We start from the raw sequence: 20,931 nt of genomic DNA on the forward strand, positions 1-20,931 counted from the left end.
GCCTGGGACAGCGCGCCGCCCCGCCAGGCCGCGGCGGTCGCCGCGGCACGTGCGGCGGTCAGATCCGGCGCTCCGGCACAGGCCTCCGCCTCCTCCGCCATCCCGGCGATTTGGCACAGGGGCGCGAGGATCCGCCGGATGCTCTCCAGGGCGAGACGCCGGGTTCGGGCGGCCTCGATCTCCGGCGTGTCGGCGCTGCCCGACAGACGCAGCACGAAGGCCATCAGCTGCGGCCGCGCCTCGTCCGGCATGGCATCGTTGAGCCCGAGGGCATAGGCGGCGACCGGCCGCGAGAAACAGGGCGGACAATCCGCGCTGGAGCGGATCGCCCGATAGGGCAAACCCGCGGCGACGATCGCCGCCTCGTTGATGCAGGTTCCGCCGTCGGGGCCGGGGAACGGGTGCGATCCGGTGAGCAGGCGCCAGTTCAGGATGGTCTCGAAGTCGGCGTGCATCGGTGCGTCCCCGTCTCGAGCGTGCAGCGTCGCATGCCGTGGCCCGGATGGCGAGGCCCCTCAGCCAGCGAGACCCGGCGCGAGGCCCGAGAGCATCGCCGCACCCAGAACCAGCACGAAGGCTGCGGCCACGAGTTCGAGCCCGCCGACCGCCAGGACTCCCGCCCGTCCGCGGCCGCCTGCAAGACGCAGGGCCGCCCGCTTGGCGAAAACCGCCAGGCAGGCCAGGGCCGTGGTGGTGAGCGCCGTGCCGAGCGCCATGGCCAGCACCGCCAGGATGCCCGCCCCAGGCACCCCCTGCGAGACCGCGAAGACCAGCACCAGAACCGCGCCGGCACAGGGACGCGAGCCCGCGGCCAGCACCACCCCCGCCCGCTCGCGCCAGGTTTCCAGGCGCTCGATCGCCTGCGGTTCGGGTAGATGGCTGCAGCCGGGGCCGCAGGCCGCCCGGAGATGGACGAGGCGTCCGGCCTTGCGCCAGGTCAGCACCAGCCCGATCAGCGCCACGAGGGCGAAGCTCACGGTCTCGATCAGGGTCCCGGCCCGGGTGATGCTCGCCGCGGTGGCGTCGAGGATCAGGCTGCCGATCCCGACGATCGCTCCGGCCACGAGGGCCTGAAGCAGGGCGGCGCACAGGCTGAGGATGCAGCCGCGCCGCAGCGCCCGCTCGCCGGCCAGGATGTAGCCGGCGATCACCGCCTTGCCGTGGCCCGGCCCTGCGGCGTGGAACACGCCATACGCGAAGGCGAGCCCGACCAGCGGGCTCCAGCTGCCGCCACCCCGGAGCGCGCCCACGGCTGCATTGAGGCTGCGCGAGAAGCTCGCCTGCAGCGCGAGGATGACGCCGCCGATGCCCGTGGCGGCCGGAGCGGCCTCCCGGAAGCCGATCCCGAAGGGCGAGCGCGGCGGCGGCGCGGCGAGGCCGGGGGCGACGAGCCACGCGATCCCTGCCGCCACCAGCGTCGCAACCGCGACGGCGAGGGCCATGACGCCGAGCCTCAGCCCCAGCCGCCCCGTCCCGGCGGGCGCGGCGATCCCGATGCCTACGGACATGCGACCAGGACCCGGCTGGCGAATTGGACGCCGTAGGTGGAGGCGGCGGTGAGCGCCTCGAAGAACGCCTCGGTCATGCCCGGGGATCCGGTCTCGGCGGTTTTCGGCTGCTCGGTCTTCGGGCGGGTCACGGTGGCGGCGCAGCCCTGCGGCGCACCGGCGAGGGTCGCGGCATCGGCCCCCTCGGCGAACGAGAAGGCGACGAAGTAGGTCGGGTCGTAGACCTCGAGCGCGGCGACGCCGCGTCCCTGCTGGACCGGGGTCTTGAGCGGCAACAGGAAGGTCATGACCAGGGCCTTGTCCGCCATGTGCGCGGCCGGCTCCTTCGGCTCCGCGAAGGCCTGCTCCTTTCCGCCGATCTTCAACTTCGTGAAGTAGCCGAACTCGGCGAGGTTGGTGGTGTTCTCGGCCGCGAGCCCGGCGAGTTCGTCCGGGCTCAGCGCGCCGTCCTTGTTGATGTCGAGGCCCTGCGTGACGAAGGCGGTGTATTCGGGATCGAAACTCCAGGTGTCCCGGACGCCGATCAGCTTCCCGCCCTCGTAGACGAGCTGTGCCTTGGCCGTCACCCAGACGTGGGGATGGGCCGAGGCGGCCGAGGCGGCGCAGGCCAGGAGGGCGCCCAGTGCGGCGGCCAGGGGTTTCGGACAGTGCGCGGCGATCAGCATGGGCGGGGGCGCGCTCGCGGCATGAGGGGATTGCGGCCCCTCTCCTCGCCCTCCGGTTGGGCAAAAGCGAGGCGCCCTGCCCGGCCGCGGCCGCTCACTCGCCGCCGTCGAGGCCCATCAGCTGGAAGCTCACCCGCAGATCGTTCGACATCGGGATGTCGAGGCGCTCACCGTTGGGCAGGCGCTTGAGGAACCAGCGCTCGTAGGTCCAGCGCAGCGCCCGCGACTCCGCGAGACGCGTGAAGGTCTGCGTCACGATCCCGGCGAGTTCCGGATCGTCCTTGCGGAACATGATGCCGTAGGGCTCGTAGGAGAGCTTGTCGGGCAGCACCGTGTAGTTCGCTCCGCCCTGCGCGTCCGTGGCGATCATCCCGTAGAGCAGCACGTCGTCGGTGGCGAAGGCATCGGCTTGGCCGGCCTTGACCATCGCGTAGGAGGCGGCGTGATCGGGGGCGGTCACCACCTTCGCGTCGATCCGTAGCCGGACGAGCAGGTCGCGCACGGCCTTCTCGTTGGTGGTGCCGGCCGTGACAACCACGGTCTTACCGCCGAGGTCCCGGTAGGAGGCGATGCCCGCCCCCCGCTTCACCAGCAGCTGCGTGGCGCTGATGTAATCCACCGGCGAGAAGGCGACCTGCTTGCGGCGCTCGGCGTTGGCGGTGGTCGAGCCGCATTCGAGGTCGATCTTGCCGGACGTCACCGCCTCGATGCGGGTCTCGGCGGTCACCGGCGCGTAGCGGATCTTCACCGGTCGCCCGATGGCCGCCTGGATGTCGTCGGCGATCTCGCCGCAGAGGTCGATCGCGTAGCCGATCGCCCGGGGGCTGCCGTCCGGCTGCTGGCCCTCCACGAAGGAGAACGGCACCGAACTCTCGCGGTAGCCGAGCACAATCTCGCCGCGCTCGGCGACGCTCTTGAGGGTGCCGGTGAGAACCTCCACCGCCGCGGCGGGCGACGCCACCGTCAGCGCCAGCGCCAGAAGTGTCACGGACCGCATCGCCATCACCCGCCCTCCCCGAGCGTCCGCGCCACCCCTACTCCGCCGGCGAGGGTACGGTCCCGACGTGATCGAGCCGCTGGTCGGTGGCGGTGAGCTGGCCCTCCCACTTGGCGACCGCGACGGTGGCGACGCTGTTGCCCAACACGTTGGTGGCCGACCGGCCCATGTCCAGGAACTGGTCGATGCCGATGATCAGCAGCAGTCCGGCCTCCGGGATGTTGAAGTGGCTGAGGGTCGCCGAGATAACAACCAGCGAGGCGCGCGGCACCCCGGCCATGCCCTTCGAGGTGACCATCAGCAGCAGCAGCATCGTGAGCTGCTGACCCCAGGTCAGCGGGATGTTGTAGGCCTGCGCGATGAACATCACCGCGAAGGTGCAGTACATCATCGAGCCGTCGAGATTGAACGAGTAGCCCATCGGCAGCACGAAGGAGGTGATGCGGTTCGGGACGCCGAATTTTTCGAGGTTCGTCAGCATCTTCGGGTAGGCGGCCTCGCTCGACGCGGTCGAGAAGGCGAGCACGAAGGGCTCCTTGATCAGGTTGAACAGCCGCATGATGCCGCCGCCGCCGAGCATCAGGAAGCCGACGCCCATCAGCAGCGCCCAGAGAACGCCGAGGCCGATGTAGAACTCCACGAGGAACTTGCCGTAGGTCACGAGCACGCCGATGCCCTGCGTGGTGATCGTCGCCGCGATGGCGGCGAACACCGCCACGGGGGCGAACATCATCACGTAGCCCGTCACCTTGAGCATCACGTCGGCGAGGCCCTCGATGCCCTGAGCCAGGAGGCGGCCCTTCTCGCCGAGGGCGGCGAGGCCGACGCCGAAGAAGATCGAGAACACCACGATCTGCAGGATCTCGTTGTTGGCCATCGCCTCGACCGCGCTCTTCGGCACGAGGTGCGTGACGAACTCCTTGAGGGAGAGCGAGGCCGCCTTGAGGCCGGTCCCGGCGCCGGCATCGGGCAGCGGCAGGTTGAGGTTCTGGCCGGGCTGCATCAGGTTGACCATGATGAGGCCGAGCATCAGCGAGCAGAACGAGGCGCCGACGAACCAGAGCAGTGCCTTGCCGCCGACCCGCCCGACCGAGGCGGTGTCCCCGAGATGCGCGATGCCGACCACCAGCGTCGAGAACACCAGTGGCGCGATGATCATCTTGATCAGGCGCAGGAACACGTCGGAGACCAGGGCGATGTAGCCGGCGATCTCCTTGGCGGTCTGCGGATCGGGCCAGGTGATGCTGCAGGCGTAGCCCACCGCGATCCCCAGGAGCATGCCGACGAAGATCATCGTCGTGAGTCGCGAACCTGCCATCGGTACTGCTCCTCGCCTGCGCCCGGGATGAGCGAGCATCTCAATTCGTAAACGTGTCGCAGGAACTACGCCACACGCAAGCCCGGGCAGGGTGCGTTACTGGTACGGTCGACTGTTTTCACGCGACGCTCGGGCGGGGATGAAACCTGTGGCCGCCGTGCTACGGCTGCGGTACGGGACTTGCGCCGCCGCGTTGCCTGCGGTCTTCGTAGGCGGCCGAGCAAACCGCGCGCGAGAGTTCATGGACGTCTTCGTACAGCAGTTGATCAACGGGCTGACGCTCGGCTCGATCTACGGCCTGATCGCCATCGGCTACACGATGGTGTTCGGCATCATCGGCATGGTGAACTTCGCCCACGGCGACGTCTTCATGGTCTCCTGCTTCATCGCGCTGATCACCTTCCTGCTTCTGACCGTGTGGCTCGGGGTCAGCTCCATCGCCCTGGCCTTCCTGGTGGTTCTGGTGGTCGCCATGGTGCTCACCGCCCTGTGGGGCTGGGCGATCGAGCGCGTGGCCTACCGGCCCCTGCGCGGCTCGTTCCGCCTCGCGCCGCTGATCTCGGCGATCGGCGTGTCGATCTTCCTGTCGAACTTCGTGCAGGTGGTGCAGGGCGCGCGCAACAAGCCGACCCCTCCGATGCTCTCGGGGGGCATCACCCTGTTCGAGCGGGACGGCTACGCGGTGTTCCTGGCCTGGAAGCAGGTGCTGATCATGGCGGTGACCGCCGTGCTGCTCACCGGGTTCTGGTACCTCGTGCAGCGCACGCCCTTCGGCCGGGCGCAGCGCGCCTGCGAGCAGGACCGCAAGATGGCCGCCTTGCTCGGCATCGACGTCGACCGCACGATCTCCCTGACCTTCGTCCTGGGCGCCGCGCTGGCGGCCGTCGCGGGCGTCCTCTACCTCATGTACTACGGCGTCGTGTCCTTCTCGGACGGGTTCGTGCCCGGCGTGAAGGCCTTCACGGCGGCGGTGCTCGGCGGCATCGGGTCCCTGCCCGGCGCCGTGCTCGGCGGCCTGATCATCGGCCTGATCGAGACCTTCTGGTCCGCCTACTTCTCCATCGAGTACAAGGACGTCGCCGCCTTCTCGATCCTGGCGATCGTCCTGATCTTCATGCCCTCGGGCATCCTGGGCCGGCCCGAGGTCGAGAAAGTCTGATGGCCCGCTCCCAGGCTGCGCTTCCCGAATCCGCGATGGCCGGCATCCTGCGCGATGCCGCCCTCTACGCCCTCGTCGCCTTCGGCCTGTGCGTGCCGATCATCGCCTACCGCACCGATCCCGGACCGGGCAGCGAGCTGGTGCTTGTGCCGCGCTGGGGGCTGGTGGCGGCGCTCTGCGCGGCGGTCTTCGTGCTCCGCCTCGTCCAGCGCCTCGTGCTGCTGCGGCGGGACGCGCGGCGGGCGCTGACCCCCTCCCCGGCCCAGGCCACGGAGGCGGTCCATGGCGAGCCCGATGCCGGTCAGAAGACCTCGAAACTCGGCCTCTGGCTGTTCATCGGCATCGCCCTGACGCTGCCGATCATCTCGACCCTGGTGACCGGCGGCCTGTCCTCGGCCCGCTACTGGATCGACCTCGGCATCCTGATCCTCACCTACGTGATGCTCGGCTGGGGCCTCAACATCGTGGTCGGCCTCGCGGGCCTCCTCGATCTCGGCTACGTCGCCTTCTACGCGGTCGGCGCCTATTCCTACGCCCTGCTGTCGACCACGTTCGGCCTGTCGTTCTGGATCTGCCTGCCGCTCGCCGGCCTGTTCGCCGGACTGTGGGGGATGATCCTCGGCTTCCCGGTGCTGCGCCTGCGCGGCGACTATCTCGCCATCGTCACCCTGGCCTTCGGCGAGATCATCCGTCTCGTCCTGATCAACTGGACCGACGTGACCGGGGGCGGGGCCGGCATCTCGTCGATCCCGCGAGCGACCTTCTTCGGAATCCCGTTCACGGCGGGCGAGGACGGGTTCGCGGCGCGGTTCGGCATCCCGTACGATTCGATGCACCGACTCGTGTTCCTCTACTATCTCATCCTCGGACTGGCGCTCGTCACTAACTTCGTCACCCTGCGCCTGCGCCGCCTGCCGATCGGGCGTGCCTGGGAGGCCCTGCGCGAGGACGAGATCGCCTGCCGCTCGCTCGGCATCGACACGACGGCGACGAAGCTCACGGCCTTCGCCCTCGGGGCGGCCTTCGGCGGGATCGCCGGCTCGTTCTTCGCCGTGCGCCAGGGCTTCATCAGCCCGGAGAGCTTCAACTTCCTCGAGAGCGCCATCATCCTGGCGATCGTCGTGCTCGGCGGTATGGGCAGCCAGGTCGGCGTCGCCATCGCCGCAGTGGCGATGGTCGGCGGCCCGGAGATGCTTCGCAACCTCGGGTTCCTGAAGGCGGTGTTCGGCGAGGGCTTCGACCCCAGCGAGTACCGCCTGCTCCTGTTCGGGCTCGCCATGGTGGCCATGATGGTCTGGCGGCCCCGCGGACTGATCTCGGTCCGCCTGCCCTCGGTGTCCCTGGGCGAGCGCCGCGCCGTCTCGGGCGCCCATGTCAGCGAGGGTCACGGCTGATGCCGGCGCATCCCGACACCCGGACCGCTCCGGCTCATGCTCTGCCGGTGCTCGCGGTCGAGCACCTGACCATGCGGTTCGGCGGGCTGACCGCCGTGTCCGACCTGTCCTTCGAGGCCCGGCGCGGCGACATCACCGCCCTGATCGGCCCGAACGGAGCCGGCAAGACCACCGTGTTCAACTGCATCACCGGCTTCTACAAACCCACCGAGGGCATGCTGCGGCTCGCCCATGCCGACGGCACCACGCACCTGCTGGAGCGGCTGCCGAACCACAAGGTCAACCGCACCGCCCGGGTGGCCCGCACCTTCCAGAACATCCGCCTGTTCCAGGGCATGACGGTGCTGGAGAACCTCTTGGTCGCCCAGCACGCGCCGCTGATGCGCGCCTCCGGCTACACGGTCCTGGGGCTGCTCGGCCTCAAGACCTACCGGGATGCGCAGGAGGCCGCGATCGAGCGCGCCAAGGCGTGGCTGACGCGCATCGACCTGATGGCGCGGGCCGACGACCCGGCCGGCGCGCTGCCCTACGGCGCGCAGCGGCGCCTGGAGATCGCCCGGGCGATGTGCACGGACCCGGTCCTGCTCTGCCTCGACGAGCCGGCCGCCGGCCTCAACCCCCGGGAATCGGCCGAGCTGAACGGGCTCCTGCGCCACATCCGCGACGAGCACGACACCTCGGTGCTGCTGATCGAGCACGACATGTCGGTTGTGATGGAGATCTCCGACCACGTGGTCGTGCTGGATTACGGCGTGAAGATCGCCGACGGCTCTCCCGCCGAGGTGCGGGCCGACCCGAAGGTGATCGCCGCCTATCTCGGCGTCGAGGACGAGGAGGTCGAGGCGGTGGAAGCCGAGGTCGGGATCACCGTGCCGCATGCCGAAGCCTCCGCGGGATCCAGGGCATGAGCGTCGCCGGCATCAACGTGCTGGTCGAGGAGACCCGGGCGATCCAGGCGGGCCGCAAGCCGCCGCTCCTCGCGGTGCGCGACGTCTCGACCTATTACGGCAGCGTCGCCGCCCTGCGCGGCGTCGACCTCGACGTCGCCGAGGGCGAGATCGTCACGCTGATCGGCGCCAACGGCGCCGGCAAGTCGACCCTGATGATGACGATCTTCGGCAGCCCCCAGGCGCGCTCGGGGACGATCACTTACGACGGGCGCGACATCACCCGGATGCCGACCCATGCCATCGCCCGGCTCGGCATCGCCCAGTCGCCGGAGGGGCGCCGGGTCTTCCCGCGCATGAGCGTCTACGAGAATCTCCAGATGGGCGCGGCGCTCCACGACGGACGCTTCTTCACCGAGGATCTGGAGAAGGTCTGCACCCTGTTCCCGCGGGTGAAGGAGCGCCTGAACCAGCGCGCCGGCACCATGTCGGGGGGCGAGCAGCAGATGCTGGCCATCGCCCGGGCGCTGATGAGCCGCCCGCGCCTGTTGCTCCTGGACGAGCCGTCGCTCGGCCTCGCGCCGCTGGTGGTGAAGGGGATCTTCGATGCGATCCGGGAACTGAACAAGACCGAGGGGATGACGATCTTCCTCGTGGAGCAGAACGCCTACCACGCCCTGAAGCTCGCCCATCGCGGCTACGTGCTGGTCAACGGTCGCGTGACCATGAGCGGCACCGGGCGCGCGCTCCTCGACGATCCGAACGTGAAGGCCGCCTATCTGGAAGGGGGCCATTCCGGCCCGGTGGGCGCATGAGCATGCTGCAAGGGATCCTCTACGAAGAGCCGTCGGCCTGGCTGTTCCTGCTCGTCACCGTCGTGATGGGCGGCTGGGCCGGCTGGATGGCGGCCCGGGGCATCGCACGGGGCTGGCGGCCGTTCTGGCAATGCGCGCTGGCGCTGCTGCTCGTCGCGGCGGCCGTGCGCTTCATCCATTACGCCCTGTTTTCGGGCACGCTGCTGTCGCTGCACTACTATGCGGTGGACGCGATCGTGGTCATGATCATCGGCGCGGCGGGTTTCCGCTACACGCGGACGCGCCAGATGACGAGCCAGTATCGCTGGCTCTACGAGAAGACCTCACCGCTGACGTGGCGCGAGCGGGCGCCCGAAGCGGGCGAGGTCCGATGAGTGCGGCCGGATCCGCACGTGCGGTCCTGACACTAAGGGGAAGTACGCGATGAGATCGATTCTGCTGGCTGGGCTCGCCCTCGGCGCGATGGTGGCGGCCGCGCAGGCTGCCGAGGTCAAGCTCGGCGTCGCCGCACCGATCACCGGCAACAGCGCCGCCATCGGCACGCAGCTGAAGAACGGCGCGAGCCAGGCGGTGGAGGACCTCAACAAGGCCGGCACCCTGAAGGGCACGACACTGACGGTCACGGTGGGCGACGACGCCTCCGACCCGAAGCAGGGCGTCTCGTTGGCCAACAAGTTCGCCAGCGACGGCGTCAAGATGGTCGTCGGCGACTACAATTCCGGCGTGTCGATCCCGGCGTCCGACGTCTATCTCGATGCCGGCATCATCCAAGTCACGCCCGCCTCCACGAACGTGAAGTTCACCGAGCGCGGCATGTGGAACACGTTCCGCACCTGCGGCCGCGACGACCAGCAGGGCGCGGTGGCCGGCACCTACCTCGCCGATCACTTCAAGGGCAAGAAGATCGCCTTCGTCCACGACAAGACGCCCTACGGCAAGGGCCTGGCCGACGAGACCCTGAAGGCCCTCAAGGCCAAGGGTGGCAAGGACGCGATGTTCGAAGGCATCAACCCGGGCGAGAAGGACTACTCGGCCCTCGTCTCCAAGCTGAAGTCTGCCAATGTCGACGTGGTCTATTTCGGTGGCTACTACACCGAGGCCGGGCTGATCCTGCGTCAGATGCGTGACCAGGGCCTCAAGGCGCCAATGATGGGCGGCGACGGCATGGTCGACCGCGAACTCGTGGCGATCGCAGGTCCCGCCGCCGAGGGCACGCTGACCACCTTCCCGCCGGACGCCCGCAAGAACCCGAACGCCAAGGCCGCGCTCGCCGCCTTCAAGGCCAAGAACATCGATCCCGAGGGCTACACGCTCTATTCCTACGCGGCCGTGCAGGTCCTGGCGAAGGCGATGGCCGAGACCGGCTCCAGCGACGGCAAGAAGCTCGCGGAGTGGCTGCACCAGGGCAAGCCGGTAGACACCGTGGTCGGCCCGATCGCCTACGACAAGAAGGGCGATATCACCCGGCCCGACTACGTCATGTACGAGTGGAAGAAGGGCGCCGACGGCAAGATCGACTACAGCGGCAACGAGCTGACGAAGTAAGCGTCGGCGATACCGCGCCGATACCGGGTCGACGCCGTCCTGCGGGCAATGCAGGGCGGCGTCTGCGTTTCCTATGCCGTGAATTCGTCAGCCTTGATGCCGGATCCGTGCTCCACCCCGGGTGCGTGCGCCTAGGAAGTGTGCATGATGCCGCTGGCGCGAGCGACAGGCCGGCTCGGCGCCTGGGAGGAGGCCATGGGGACGGCAGTGATCGCATCTGCGGGCGTCCGCACGGCCTCGGCCGCGATCCATCCGTACTCGGGCGCAAGTCCGAGCGCCGTCGCGACCCGTCTCCCGGCACCATCATTGCAAAGGCGTCGCCCGTGCGGCCGGGCTCATGAGCCCAGCCGCCAGCCGATACCGTTCGGCCCGATCCAGGAGTTCCGTACCGATGCAGTCTGATATCGCTCGCCGCGGCCTTGCCGCGGCGCTGGGCCTGAGCCTTGCCCTCGCGCCCCTGAGCCTCCGGGCCGAGGAGCTGACCGGCACCCTCAAGAAGGTGAAGGACTCCGGAGCCATCGTCATCGGCTACCGCGACGCCTCCGTGCCGTTCTCGTATCTCGGCGGAGACCAGAAGCCGGTCGGCTACGCCATGGACATCTGCTACAAGATCGCAGACGCCGTGAAAGCCAAGCTCAACCTCCCGAACCTCGAGGTGAAGCTCAACCCGGTCACCTCCGCCACGCGCATCCCGCTGATGGCGAATGGGACGATCGACCTGGAATGCGGCTCGACGACCAACAACGCCGAGCGCGAGAAGCAGGTGTGGTTCACCAACTCGCACTTCCTGACCGCCACGCGCTACGTCTCCAAGAAGTCGGCCAACCTGCACACGATCGAGGACCTGAAAGGCAAGACCGTCGTGTCGACCTCGGGCACCACGAACATCAAGCAGATCAACGAGGCCAACACGGAGCGCAAGCTCGGCCTGACGATCCTGCCCGCCAAGGACCACGCCGAGGCGTTCCTGATGGTCGAGACCGGCCGCGCCGCCGCCTTCGTGATGGACGACGTGCTGCTCGCCTCGCTGGCCGCCTCCTCGAAGGACCCCTCGGCCTACGAGATCTCCACCGAGGCCCTGTCGAAGCCTGAGCCCTACGGCATCATGCTCCGCAAGGACGACACGGAGTTCAAAAAGGTCGCGGACGACGCCACCGCCAAGCTCTACACCAGCCCCGACGGCAAGGCGCTCTACGACAAGTGGTTCACCAAGCCGATCCCGCCGCGCAATATCAACCTGAACCTGCCGATGAGCGCGGAGATGAAGAAGCAGTTCACCACGCCGATCTCGAGCCCCGATCCGGCGGCCTACTGAGACCCGGTCCACGCGATCATGCGCACCGCGGGCGCCGGCCCGCGGTGCGTCTCTATAGGGTCACGGTAGAAGCGGCACGATGAACTACAACTGGAACTGGCGGATCTTCTTCGACGCCTCGCCGGAGGGCAACGGCACGTATCTCGACATGCTGCTCTCCGGGCTCATGTGGACGATCACGACCGCGCTCTGCTCCTGGGTGATCGCCTTCTTCCTGGGCTCCCTGGTCGGCGTGCTGCGCACCCTGCCGTCGAAGTCCGCCAACGCGATCGGCACGGCCTACGTGGAGGTGTTCCGCAACGTGCCGCTGCTGGTGCAGATGTTCCTCTGGTACTTCGTGCTGCCCGAACTGGTCCCGACCCGGATCGGCGACGCGATCAAGCAGATGCCCGACGCGCCGTTCTACACGGCGGTGGTGTGCCTCGGCTTCTTCACCGCCTCGCGTGTCGCCGAACAGGTCCGCGCGGGCATCCAGTCGTTGCCGCGCGGGCAGCGCATGGCCGGCACCGCCATGGGCTTCACCACCTACCAGACCTATCGCTACGTCCTGCTGCCGAACGCATACCGGATCATCCTGCCGCCGATGACCTCGGAATTCCTCAACAACCTGAAGAACACGTCCGTGGCGCTCACCATCGGCCTCCTGGAACTCACCGCCCGAGCCCGCTCGATGCAGGAATTCTCCTTCCAGGTGTTCGAGGCCTTCACGGCCGCCACGATCCTCTACGTGATCATCAACCTCGTGGTCGTCACGGCGGCGACCTTCCTGGAGAAGGCGGTCGCCATCCCCGGCCAACGCTGAGGGCCGCACGCGCCCGATCCTCCGACGCCGCCCGACGGCCACCGCGAACAGGCCCCGATGCTCTCGAATTTCGACTTCTCCGTCATCGTCTCGTCCCTGCCCTACCTGTTCGGTCAGGGCATGGTCTTCACCGTGACGCTCACCGCTATGGCGGCCGCGGGCGGTGTCGTCATCGGCACCCTGCTGGCGATGGCGCGGCTGTCGGGCATCGCAGGGGTCACCCATCTCGCCAAGGGCTACGTCGAGCTGTGCCGCTCGCTGCCCCTGGTGCTGGTGATCTTCTGGTTCTACTTCCTGGTGCCATATATCGGCGCCTACGTGACCGGATCCACGACGCCGATCCAGGTCGGTGCCTTCCCCTCGGCGCTGATCACCTTCATGGCCTTCGAGGCCGCGTATTTCTCGGAGATCATGCGGGCCGGCATCCAGTCGATCCCGAAGGGCCAGACGGCCGCCGCGCAGGCGCTCGGCATGAACTACTGGCAGACCATGGGCAACGTCGTCCTGCCGCAGGCCTTCCGCAACATGCTGCCGCTCCTCCTGACGCAGACCATCGTGCTGTTCCAGGACACCTCCCTGGTCTACGTCCTCTCGCTGACCGACTTCATGGGCGCCGCCTCCAAGGTGGCCCAGCGCGACGGCCGGCTCGTCGAGATGTATGTCTTCGCCGCCATAGTCTATTTTCTGATCTGCTTCTCGGCCTCGTTCCTGGTGCGCCGCCTGCAGCGCCGCGTGGCCATCATCCGCTGACCGACCTTGGAGACCGCATCATGACCTCGTCCCCGATGCCGGCCCCGACCGCCGCAGAACCCGCCGCCGACGCGACCCACGCCCCGAAGGATGCCGGCCTGCAGCCGGGCAGCCTGATCGGCGGCACGCCGGTCGTGGCGCCCGGCGAGACGATGATCGCCATCGACAACATCAACAAATGGTACGGCGATTTCCAGGTCCTGACGAACTGCACCACCAAGGTCGCCAAGGGCGAGGTCGTTGTGGTCTGCGGTCCCTCGGGCTCGGGCAAGTCGACCCTGATCAAGTGCGTCAACGCCCTGGAGCCGTTCCAGAAGGGCCAGATCACGGTGGCCGGCACCAAGGTCGCCGACAAGGCGACCAACCTGCCCAAGCTCCGCTCCCGGGTCGGCATGGTGTTCCAGCATTTCGAACTGTTCCCGCACCTGTCGATCACGGAGAACCTCACCATCGCCCAGCGCAAGGTTCTGGGCCGCAGCGCCGAGGACGCCAAGAAGCGCGGCCTCGATCTGCTGGCCCGGGTGGGGCTCAGCGCCCATGCCGACAAGTTCCCGGGCCAGCTCTCGGGCGGCCAGCAGCAGCGCGTGGCGATCGCGCGGGCTCTGGCCATGAACCCGGTGGTGATGCTGTTCGACGAGCCGACCTCGGCGCTCGACCCCGAGATGGTCGGTGAGGTGCTCGACGTGATGGTCGAACTCGCCAAGGAGGGCATGACCATGATGGTCGTGACCCACGAGATGGGCTTCGCCCGCAAGGTCGCCGACCGGGTGATCTTCATGGATCGCGGCGAGATCGTCGAGGATGCCAGGAAGGAGGACTTYTTCGGAAGCCCCCGGTCCGAGCGCGCGCAGACCTTCCTGTCGAAGATCCTGCAGCATTGAGCCGGGCGTCGCCCGGAACGCCCTCGACCCCAATGGCTCGAGGGCGGGACGCGCGAGGCGGGAGAACCGGATCGTGCCCGCATCCCGTGCTGCCGAGGCCCGCACTGCGCGCTCCCCCCGATGAGGCCGCTGTCGGGTGCGGTCGGTCGGACGAGCGCTAACCCAGCGCCTCCTGCGCGGCGCGGTACTCCCGGCCATGCTGGCAGTAGCCCTCGACGATGCGGATCATCATGGCCCGCTTCTCGGCGTCGAGGGGCGCCAGGATCCGGGCGGGGCGTCCGCCCCAGAGATAACCGGCCTCCAGGATCTGGCCGGGATCGGTGGTGGCACCGGCCGCCAGCATGACGTCGTCGGCAATCAGCGTGCCGGACGCGATCGCGGCGCCGATGCCGATCAGGGAACGCGCGCCGATCCGGCAATCGGCGATCCGGACGTTGTGGGCGATGGTCGTGTCCCGTCCGATCACGACACCCTCGCCCCGGGTGCGGATGACGGTGTTGTCCTGGATGTTCGCGTCCGCGCCGACCACGATCGGCCCGGCTTCGGCGTTGAGTTCGCAGCAGAACAGCACGCTGGACCCGGCGCCAAGGCTCACCCGGCCGCGCAGCCGTGCCGTGCGGGCCACGAACACGCTGGCCTCCACCTCCGGCGCTTCCCCGGGCGGGACGGCGGGGCCGTCGCCCATTCGCTCGCGCAGCCGCTCCGCACGCTCGGCGACCTCGTCGGGCGTGATCGGGCGGCTCGGCCGGGCCGGGCTGCCGGCATAGGCGTAGCCGCCGGGCAGGTTAGCCCGGGGGAACACGGTCGATCCCGCCTCGATCACCGCGCCGTCGCCGATCTCGGCCCCGTCGAGGATCACCACGTCGTCCTCGATCACCACGTCGGAGCCGACCGTGCAGGCATGCACGACGCTGTTGCGCCCGACCGTGACGCGGTCGCCGACCTGCGTGCCGTGCGTCAGGGTGGCGATGTGCACCGTCGAGCGGTGGCCGAGCCAGAAACGGTCGCCGAGGGTGACGCGCTGCCCGTCCGCGCGGATCACCGCCTCGTCGCCGATCCAGGCCTGCGCGCCGATGCGGGCGGCCCCGATCACCGTGCTGCCGCGTCCGCACCAGACGGGACGGCTCGCGAAATCCGGCAGGACGCCTTCATGGGCCAAAATCAGTTCGGGGGTCACGCGGATATCCTTCTCCAGCGGCCGTCCGGAGCACGCAGGGTGAGCCGGGCGGTCGCGAACCGCGCGCCGGGCCGGCAGGGCGCGACGGATCGTGTCATATAGAGCCGGGAGCGGGTGTGACAGGCACGGCACTGGCCGGCACGATCGCGGACTCTTATGGATCGGTCATGAACGCCCCCGTTCCGAGCATCGCCATCCAGGCCGATCCCTTCGACACCGCGGCCGAGATCGCCCGGATGAGCGCCGAACTCGGCGGCCGGGCCGGCGCCGTCGTCACCTTCACGGGCCTGTGCCGCGACGAGGACGGGCGCTTGGCGGCCCTCGAACTGGAACACTATCCCGGGATGGCCGAGGCCGAGATCCTGCGGGTCGCCGAGGCCGCGATGGCGCGCTGGCCCCTCCAGGCCCTGCGGGTGATCCACCGGCACGGGCTGGTGCGCCCGGGCGACGGCATCGTGCTGGTCGTCACGGCCGCGAGCCACCGGGCGGCGGCGTTCGAGGGTGCGGATTTCCTGATGGATTACCTGAAGACCCGGGCGCCGTTCTGGAAGCGCGAGCACCTCGCCGACGGCACCACCGGCGGCTGGGTCGAAGCAACGGCCCGAGACGACGCCGCGGCCGGGCGCTGGTCCTGACCGCCTCAGTCGCTCGGCGCATCGAGCCGCAAGGCGGCGAAGGCGCCGACGCAGGAGATCCCGGCAGGACCGCGCTGCTGAACGCCTCGCCGGTATCGAAGGCCCGGCCCAGGCCGAGGGAACGAACCGCCGCGTCGCTGCAGCTGTCCAGGCGGGCTCCCCTGGATCGGCCGGCGCTCGACGGAACCCACGGCCCGCACTTGACCTCGACCGCCCCGCGGCGTTCGTGAGCCCGCGGTGCAGGAGCAGTGATGTCGGATAGCAGCCTTCGGGACTTGGACGGCCCGGTTGGGCCGTGGCGCGGCGCGGCCCCGCTCGCCGCCTCCGGCATCGCCGTGGTGTGCTTCGTGGCGGCGCTGGCGCTCGCCTGGCTGTCGGTGGGCACGCTTCTCCTGATCTTCGCCGGTGTGCTCCTCGGCGTGTTCCTCGACGGCCTGACGCGCGGGCTCGGTCGTGTGCTGCCGCTGCCGCGGGCGCTGCGGCTGGCCGTCGTCAGCCTCGCCGTCGCGACGGCGGTGATCAGCTTCGGGACTTACGGCGGCGCCACCATCGTCCAGCAGGGCCGCGACCTCGGAACGACCATCAAGGACCAAGCCGGCACGGTGTCGGGCTGGCTCTCCGAACGGGGCATCGACGTGCCGAGCCTCGCGCCGAAGGGGGGCGGCAAGGACGGGTCCACCGATTCGGGTCAGAAAGAGGGCGGCCTCGGCGGCCTCGCCTCCGGTCTGCTGAAGGGCGGCGGGTCCTTCGTGTCGGATGCCGGGAGCGTCCTCGGCCCGGCCGCAGCGGTGATCCTCGGTCTGTTCGACGCCCTCGGCAACGTTCTGGTGATCGCCTTCCTGGGTCTCGCCTTCGCGGCCGACCCGAAGGCCTACCGGGACGGGGTCTTGCGGTTCGTGCCGCCGGCGAAGCGCTGGCGCGCCGCCCACGTCCTCGACGGGGCGGGTGAAACCCTGCGGCACTGGCTGTTCGGCCAGCTGATCATCATGGCGGTGATCTTCCTGTGCACCTGGGCGGGCCTCGCCTTCCTCGGGCTCGGCGGCGCTCTGATCCTGGGACTCCAGGCGGGGCTGCTCGCCTTCGTGCCCACGGTCGGGCCGCTGGTCGCGGGGCTCGTCATCATCCTCGCCGCGCTGGCCTCCGGCGCGAAGGCGGTGATCGGCGCGATCGGCGTGTATCTCGCGGTCCAGTGCCTGGAGAGCTACGGCCTGACGCCGTTCATCCAGAAGCGCGCCCTGGACATCCCCCCGGCGACGATTTTCGCCGGACAGCTGATCCTCGGCGTCATCTTCGGGCTCTGGGGGATCGCGCTGGCCCTGCCGCTCATGGCGGTGATCAAGGTTCTGCTGGAGCAGCTCTACGTGGAAGACACGCTCCACGAGTCGGCGAACAGCTGAGCCCGGACGCGTGATACAGAGGCACGCGCTGCCCGGCATTTGTTCGGACGACCTTAGGGCTGACCCGGCCGCTTCACGCGACACGGGCCATCGCCCTCGAAGAGCCTCGTGCTGACGGACGGGGCGCGCCTGCGGCCGCCGCGTCGCACGCGGCGGCGCGTGCAGCCCCTCTCGGGTCTCAGCCGCGCAGGGCGTCTTCGATCATCCGGGCGACGGCCAGAGCCCGGCCGTCGTCGCCGAACCGGCCGATCACCTGCACGCCCACCGGCAGGCGTTGGCCCGGGACCGGCACGTTCACGCAAGGCACGCCCATCAGCGTCCAGAGCTGGTTGAAGCGCGGGTCGCCCGTCGAGGCGAGCGTCGCGGGGGCGGATCCCGGGGCCGAAAAGGTCAGGATCGCGTCGTAATCCGCGAACAGGTCCTTGAGCACCCGGCGGGCGCGGTGGCCGTGGCGGCGGGCGTCGTCGTATTYGGCCGGACCGTAGGCGGCCCCGGCATCGAGGTGTTCGCGGACCCGCGGCGGCAGGGCGTCGGCTTGGGTGTCGTATTCCCAGGCGAGCGCCAAGCGTCCCTCGTAGTTCTGGATGATGCGGTGACGCTCCCAGGCCTGTGCCAGCTCCGGCGGCAGGGCGAGGTCGTGCACCCGCGCCCCGGCCCGCTCTGCCGCCTGCCGGGCGCGCACCAGGGCGGACTCGGCATCCGGCTCGGGCGCCTCCGCGAAATCCTGACGGACCAGAGCGATCCGCGGCGCCGAGCCCGCCTCGGCCCGGTCGATCTCCGGGCGTCCGGTGACCAGCGCCAGGGCGTGGGCGACGTCTGCCACGCCGGCAGCGAACAGCCCGACCGTATCGAGCGCCCAGGAATAGGTCTTCACCCCGACGGTGGGGATCAGCCGGAACGACGGCTTCACCGCCGCGCAACCGCAGTAGCTGGCCGGCCGGATCACCGATCCCGCCGTTTGCGTTCCGAGCGCCAGGGGCAGCATCCCGGCACCCACGGCGGCGGCGGAGCCCGCCGAGGAGCCCCCCGGGGTGTGGCCGGGATCGTGCGGATTGACCGTGCCGGTCGGATCGCTGCTCGCGAAGGCCGTCGTGGTGGTCTTGGCCAGGGCCACGGCGCCGAGACTCTTCAGGCGGGCGACCACGGCGGCGTCACCCCGTGGCATCCAGCCCGCATAGATCGACGAGCCCATCTGGGTCGGGAGGCCGGTGCTGTCGATGATATCCTTGACGCCGACTGCGATCCCCGCGAGCGGCCCGGAATCCGGGATCGCCGGGGCCGGGTCGAGCGTCACGAGGGCGTGCAGCTCGGGTTCCCGCGCGGCGATGGCCGCGCGGCAGAGATCGATCGCGCCCGCGGGCGTCAGGGTGCCGGCGACGATGCGGGCGCGGAGGTCGAGAAGTGAAAGCATAATGCATTCAGTCTGCGGTCCGCTGCGCTGTCAACTGAGACGCCACAGGCCGCGGCATTCCCGAAACGCCGTTGACGAACGCTTTACGCGAAAGTGCGCATCGTCCGGGCATGTGGCGTGGCGTATCCCTGTTTTCGGCCCTGGCGCTGTTCGGCGCAGGGCTCACCGCGTGCTCGATCAATCATTTCGAGCGGCGCGAGCCGTGGCGCGATCAGGCGGAGCAGGTCTGCCTGGCCAAGAAGCTCGTGGAGCCCTCGGAGTTCATCACGCCCATCGCGGCGATGGACGGCCCAGGACCCTGCGGCATGCAGCAGCCCTTCCGGGTGACGCGGCTGGCCGGCGGCACGGTCCTGATGAAGCAGCGAATGACGTTGGGCTGTCCGGCGCTGGCCGAGGCCGAGGCGTGGCTCGCCGACACGATCCAGCCGGCCGCCAACCTCTATTTCGGCGTGCCGGTGGCCGAGATCAACGCCGGCTCGTATTCCTGCCGCGGCCGCAACAATCAGCCCGGCGCCAAGCTCTCCGAGCACGGGTTCGGCAATGCGATCGACGTGATGTCGATCAAGCTCGCCGACGGCCACGTCATTACCGTGAAGGGCGGCTGGCGCGGCACGGAGGCCGAGCAGGGCTTCCTGCGGGAGATCTTCCTCGGCGCCTGCCAGCGCTTCAGCACCGTGCTGGCACCCGGCTCGAACGTCTTCCACTACGACCACATCCACGTCGACCTCGCCCGGCACGACCCGCGCGGTCTGCGGCGGATCTGCAAGCCGTTCATCAAGTTCACGCCGCAGCTCGGCACCGGGGTGGAGCGTCCGCTGAGCCGTCCGGTTCCGCCGCAGCGCCAGCCTGCCGACCCGCAGGCCCCGGCGGATGTGGAGGAGGACGATCCCTACGGCGTGGCGCCGATGTCGAAGGCCGGGGGCGCGACTCAAGTCGCCCGGGCGCCGGCACGCCCGCTCGACCGCCCGGCCGCGGCTTCGGCCTACACTTCCGCGTCTCCGGTCCGGCCCGCGCCGCGGATCGCGACCGCCGCCCCGGAGGAGCCCGCGCCGGATTACGATGAGCCGCTGCAGCTCGGCGCGCCGCCGAGCGCGGGGCCGATCTACTGAGAGTGGGGCTCGACCTGTTCGAAGCGCGCCGATCGGTCGTCTCGCTTCAGTCTCAAGGAGCAGGGCGAGCGCCCCGTTCACGAATGGGTCACGAGCGGCGATTCGGAACCGCTCGACCCGAGGCCGTCATGGTCGCGGCGAGCCGCCGCTTGGGCGGTACGGAGCGTGCGCAGCGTTCTCCGGCGCCCTGGCGCCGAGGAAGACCGCGTTGATCTCGGAAGCGACGTCCCCCAGGCCGACAGGGCCGCAGCCGACAATCTGCCCGATGCCATCCCTGGCAAGCGCGAATTGGCCGCCGGGCACCCGCTGATCGGTCGGGGTCGGTGCCGAAAGACGAATCGTCGCGAGCGGGAACGACGCGCTGGTCTGTCGAGCCGTGCAGGATGGCGTCGCGTTCGTCCGGGGCCTCGATCGCGGTCGCGACCTGGAGATCGCGGCATGCGATGCCTGACGGGCCTGCACGCTTGAATGCGGCGCCTGGGCTTTGTGTCTCCGTGGAGGGGTGCCGCCCTCAACCGGCCGGTTGGCGATCGAAAGACGGCGACGAACGGGGTCCCTCCGTTTCCGAGATCAGGCCGCCGACTGTAGCGGCCGCGCCGCACAAGCTGCCAAAGCGTGGCGGCCAGATCGTTGGAGCTTGACTGGCGGCACGGCGGCGGCATCGTTCCATGATGCAGGACCGCACATCCGTCGAGGCACGCGCCATGCGCCCGATCCGTCACGGCCTCGCCCTCGGGCTGGCCCTTCTCTCCCTGGCCCAGCCGGCGCTCGCGCGCTCCGCCCGCGAGGACATCGAGCCCGCCGAGGAGCGGATCTTCCCGTTCGACGCGCAGATCCCCGCCTGCCAGGACCCCTCGGTGCTGGAGCGGGTTTCGACCAACTTCGCCGAGAAGGAGGCGAAGTTCTGGAACTCGTCGATGACGATCCTGTCCTTCGACACGATCGAGCGCACGGCCTGGCGGCCCTGGGGGTTGGACACCTACCCGCGCCGGTTCTGCTCCGCGACCGTGACCACTTCGGACGGCGTCCGCCGAAAGGTCGACTACTCGGTCCGAGAGAGTCTGGGCATTATCGGGGCGACCTGGGGCGTCGAGTTCTGCGTCCATGGGCTCGACCGCGAACTCGCCTACGCGTACGCCACCGCCTGCCGGATGGCGCGTCCCTGA

20 protein-coding genes and 1 pseudogene are annotated in these 20,931 nt (G+C 69.5%); 14 read left to right on the forward strand and 7 right to left on the reverse strand.

Annotated features, from left to right (window positions below):
- From AC1DXK_RS22100 to AC1DXK_RS22120, 5 genes and pseudogenes are all read right to left on the reverse strand, one after another.
- Window positions 1-455 (reverse strand): annotated as a pseudogene (locus tag AC1DXK_RS22100) (hypothetical protein); the annotation flags it as partial.
- 60 nt (window positions 456-515) lie between these two features.
- Entirely contained in the window at window positions 516-1,508 is a 993-nt protein-coding gene (locus AC1DXK_RS22105) for a nickel/cobalt transporter (RefSeq protein WP_457107245.1), read from the reverse strand.
- Entirely contained in the window at window positions 1,499-2,173 is a 675-nt protein-coding gene (locus AC1DXK_RS22110; RefSeq protein ID WP_457107244.1) for a DUF1007 family protein, read from the reverse strand. The genes AC1DXK_RS22105 and AC1DXK_RS22110 overlap by 10 nt, the downstream gene beginning before the upstream one ends.
- 94 nt (window positions 2,174-2,267) lie before the next feature.
- Window positions 2,268-3,176: an amino acid ABC transporter substrate-binding protein gene (locus AC1DXK_RS22115; RefSeq protein WP_457107243.1), complete on the reverse strand. Its 909-nt coding sequence runs from the start codon at window positions 3,174-3,176 to the stop codon at window positions 2,268-2,270.
- Between the two features lie 31 nt (window positions 3,177-3,207).
- The gene (locus AC1DXK_RS22120; RefSeq protein WP_457107242.1) at window positions 3,208-4,488 is read right to left on the reverse strand and encodes a dicarboxylate/amino acid:cation symporter; all 1,281 of its coding nucleotides are present in this window, start codon (window positions 4,486-4,488) and stop codon (window positions 3,208-3,210) included.
- A gap of 241 nt (window positions 4,489-4,729) precedes the next feature.
- Here AC1DXK_RS22120 and AC1DXK_RS22125 point away from each other — a divergent pair, with 241 nt between their 5' ends.
- From AC1DXK_RS22125 to AC1DXK_RS22170, 10 genes are all read left to right on the forward strand, one after another.
- On the forward strand, window positions 4,730-5,647 hold the full coding sequence (locus tag AC1DXK_RS22125) for a branched-chain amino acid ABC transporter permease (RefSeq protein WP_020094234.1): 918 nt from the start codon (window positions 4,730-4,732) through the stop codon (window positions 5,645-5,647).
- Window positions 5,647-7,041 (forward strand): high-affinity branched-chain amino acid ABC transporter permease LivM, encoded by a 1,395-nt coding sequence (gene livM, locus AC1DXK_RS22130; protein ID WP_457107241.1) that lies wholly within the window; start codon window positions 5,647-5,649, stop codon window positions 7,039-7,041. Before AC1DXK_RS22125 ends, livM begins: the two co-directional genes overlap by 1 nt.
- Window positions 7,041-7,949: an ABC transporter ATP-binding protein gene (locus tag AC1DXK_RS22135; protein WP_457107240.1), complete on the forward strand. Its 909-nt coding sequence runs from the start codon at window positions 7,041-7,043 to the stop codon at window positions 7,947-7,949. The genes livM and AC1DXK_RS22135 overlap by 1 nt, the downstream gene beginning before the upstream one ends.
- Window positions 7,946-8,743 (forward strand): ABC transporter ATP-binding protein, encoded by a 798-nt coding sequence (locus AC1DXK_RS22140; protein ID WP_457107239.1) that lies wholly within the window; start codon window positions 7,946-7,948, stop codon window positions 8,741-8,743. The genes AC1DXK_RS22135 and AC1DXK_RS22140 overlap by 4 nt, the downstream gene beginning before the upstream one ends.
- 5 nt (window positions 8,744-8,748) lie before the next feature.
- On the forward strand, window positions 8,749-9,117 hold the full coding sequence (locus AC1DXK_RS22145) for a DUF6867 family protein (RefSeq protein WP_457107266.1): 369 nt from the start codon (window positions 8,749-8,751) through the stop codon (window positions 9,115-9,117).
- 49 nt (window positions 9,118-9,166) lie between these two features.
- Entirely contained in the window at window positions 9,167-10,288 is a 1,122-nt protein-coding gene (locus AC1DXK_RS22150) for a branched-chain amino acid ABC transporter substrate-binding protein (protein WP_457107238.1), read from the forward strand.
- A 391-nt stretch (window positions 10,289-10,679) separates the two neighbouring features.
- Window positions 10,680-11,603 (forward strand): amino acid ABC transporter substrate-binding protein, encoded by a 924-nt coding sequence (locus tag AC1DXK_RS22155; protein ID WP_457107237.1) that lies wholly within the window; start codon window positions 10,680-10,682, stop codon window positions 11,601-11,603.
- A gap of 79 nt (window positions 11,604-11,682) precedes the next feature.
- Window positions 11,683-12,405, forward strand: coding sequence for an amino acid ABC transporter permease (locus tag AC1DXK_RS22160; RefSeq protein WP_457107236.1), 723 nt, complete (start codon window positions 11,683-11,685; stop codon window positions 12,403-12,405).
- Between the two features lie 57 nt (window positions 12,406-12,462).
- Entirely contained in the window at window positions 12,463-13,155 is a 693-nt protein-coding gene (locus tag AC1DXK_RS22165) for an amino acid ABC transporter permease (RefSeq protein WP_457107235.1), read from the forward strand.
- A 152-nt stretch (window positions 13,156-13,307) separates the two neighbouring features.
- Window positions 13,308-14,036 carry an amino acid ABC transporter ATP-binding protein gene (locus tag AC1DXK_RS22170; protein ID WP_457107265.1) on the forward strand — a complete coding sequence of 243 codons (729 nt, stop codon included), beginning with the start codon at window positions 13,308-13,310 and terminating at the stop codon, window positions 14,034-14,036.
- A gap of 157 nt (window positions 14,037-14,193) precedes the next feature.
- Here the strand turns inward: AC1DXK_RS22170 and AC1DXK_RS22175 are convergent, their stop codons facing one another.
- The gene (locus AC1DXK_RS22175) at window positions 14,194-15,213 is read right to left on the reverse strand and encodes a DapH/DapD/GlmU-related protein (RefSeq protein ID WP_457107234.1); all 1,020 of its coding nucleotides are present in this window, start codon (window positions 15,211-15,213) and stop codon (window positions 14,194-14,196) included.
- A 167-nt stretch (window positions 15,214-15,380) separates the two neighbouring features.
- Between AC1DXK_RS22175 and AC1DXK_RS22180 the strand changes: the two genes are divergently transcribed.
- Complete coding sequence (locus tag AC1DXK_RS22180; RefSeq protein WP_457107233.1) at window positions 15,381-15,848, forward strand: molybdenum cofactor biosynthesis protein MoaE; 468 nt, start codon at window positions 15,381-15,383, stop codon at window positions 15,846-15,848.
- A 251-nt stretch (window positions 15,849-16,099) separates the two neighbouring features.
- A complete protein-coding gene (locus AC1DXK_RS22185) occupies window positions 16,100-17,245 on the forward strand; it encodes an AI-2E family transporter (RefSeq protein ID WP_457107232.1) in 1,146 nt (381 codons plus the stop codon).
- Between the two features lie 178 nt (window positions 17,246-17,423).
- Here the strand turns inward: AC1DXK_RS22185 and AC1DXK_RS22190 are convergent, their stop codons facing one another.
- Window positions 17,424-18,656, reverse strand: coding sequence for an amidase (locus AC1DXK_RS22190; RefSeq protein ID WP_477299085.1), 1,233 nt, complete (start codon window positions 18,654-18,656; stop codon window positions 17,424-17,426).
- A 110-nt stretch (window positions 18,657-18,766) separates the two neighbouring features.
- Between AC1DXK_RS22190 and AC1DXK_RS22195 the strand changes: the two genes are divergently transcribed.
- The gene (locus AC1DXK_RS22195; RefSeq protein ID WP_457107230.1) at window positions 18,767-19,765 is read left to right on the forward strand and encodes an extensin-like domain-containing protein; all 999 of its coding nucleotides are present in this window, start codon (window positions 18,767-18,769) and stop codon (window positions 19,763-19,765) included.
- Between the two features lie 704 nt (window positions 19,766-20,469).
- Window positions 20,470-20,931: a hypothetical protein gene (locus AC1DXK_RS22200; RefSeq protein ID WP_457107229.1), complete on the forward strand. Its 462-nt coding sequence runs from the start codon at window positions 20,470-20,472 to the stop codon at window positions 20,929-20,931.

The sequence above is a fragment of the Methylobacterium sp. P3_A11 genome (assembly GCF_056403155.1).

Bases quoted from the DNA above. Each gene is read 5' to 3' on its own strand.
- AC1DXK_RS22105 (WP_457107245.1), bottom strand. From the start codon at position 1,508: ATGTCCGTAGGCATCGGGATCGCCGCGCCCGCCGGGACGGGGCGGCTG.
- AC1DXK_RS22180 (WP_457107233.1), top strand. From the start codon at position 15,381: ATGAACGCCCCCGTTCCGAGCATCGCCATCCAGGCCGATCCCTTCGAC.
- AC1DXK_RS22135 (WP_457107240.1), top strand. From the start codon at position 7,041: ATGCCGGCGCATCCCGACACCCGGACCGCTCCGGCTCATGCTCTGCCG.
- AC1DXK_RS22165 (WP_457107235.1), top strand. From the start codon at position 12,463: ATGCTCTCGAATTTCGACTTCTCCGTCATCGTCTCGTCCCTGCCCTAC.
- AC1DXK_RS22110 (WP_457107244.1), bottom strand. From the start codon at position 2,173: ATGCTGATCGCCGCGCACTGTCCGAAACCCCTGGCCGCCGCACTGGGC.
- livM (WP_457107241.1), top strand. From the start codon at position 5,647: ATGGCCCGCTCCCAGGCTGCGCTTCCCGAATCCGCGATGGCCGGCATC.
- AC1DXK_RS22115 (WP_457107243.1), bottom strand. From the start codon at position 3,176: ATGGCGATGCGGTCCGTGACACTTCTGGCGCTGGCGCTGACGGTGGCG.
- AC1DXK_RS22155 (WP_457107237.1), top strand. From the start codon at position 10,680: ATGCAGTCTGATATCGCTCGCCGCGGCCTTGCCGCGGCGCTGGGCCTG.
- AC1DXK_RS22125 (WP_020094234.1), top strand. From the start codon at position 4,730: ATGGACGTCTTCGTACAGCAGTTGATCAACGGGCTGACGCTCGGCTCG.
- AC1DXK_RS22140 (WP_457107239.1), top strand. From the start codon at position 7,946: ATGAGCGTCGCCGGCATCAACGTGCTGGTCGAGGAGACCCGGGCGATC.
- AC1DXK_RS22150 (WP_457107238.1), top strand. From the start codon at position 9,167: ATGAGATCGATTCTGCTGGCTGGGCTCGCCCTCGGCGCGATGGTGGCG.
- AC1DXK_RS22160 (WP_457107236.1), top strand. From the start codon at position 11,683: ATGAACTACAACTGGAACTGGCGGATCTTCTTCGACGCCTCGCCGGAG.
- AC1DXK_RS22195 (WP_457107230.1), top strand. From the start codon at position 18,767: ATGTGGCGTGGCGTATCCCTGTTTTCGGCCCTGGCGCTGTTCGGCGCA.
- AC1DXK_RS22120 (WP_457107242.1), bottom strand. From the start codon at position 4,488: ATGGCAGGTTCGCGACTCACGACGATGATCTTCGTCGGCATGCTCCTG.
- AC1DXK_RS22185 (WP_457107232.1), top strand. From the start codon at position 16,100: ATGTCGGATAGCAGCCTTCGGGACTTGGACGGCCCGGTTGGGCCGTGG.
- AC1DXK_RS22200 (WP_457107229.1), top strand. From the start codon at position 20,470: ATGCGCCCGATCCGTCACGGCCTCGCCCTCGGGCTGGCCCTTCTCTCC.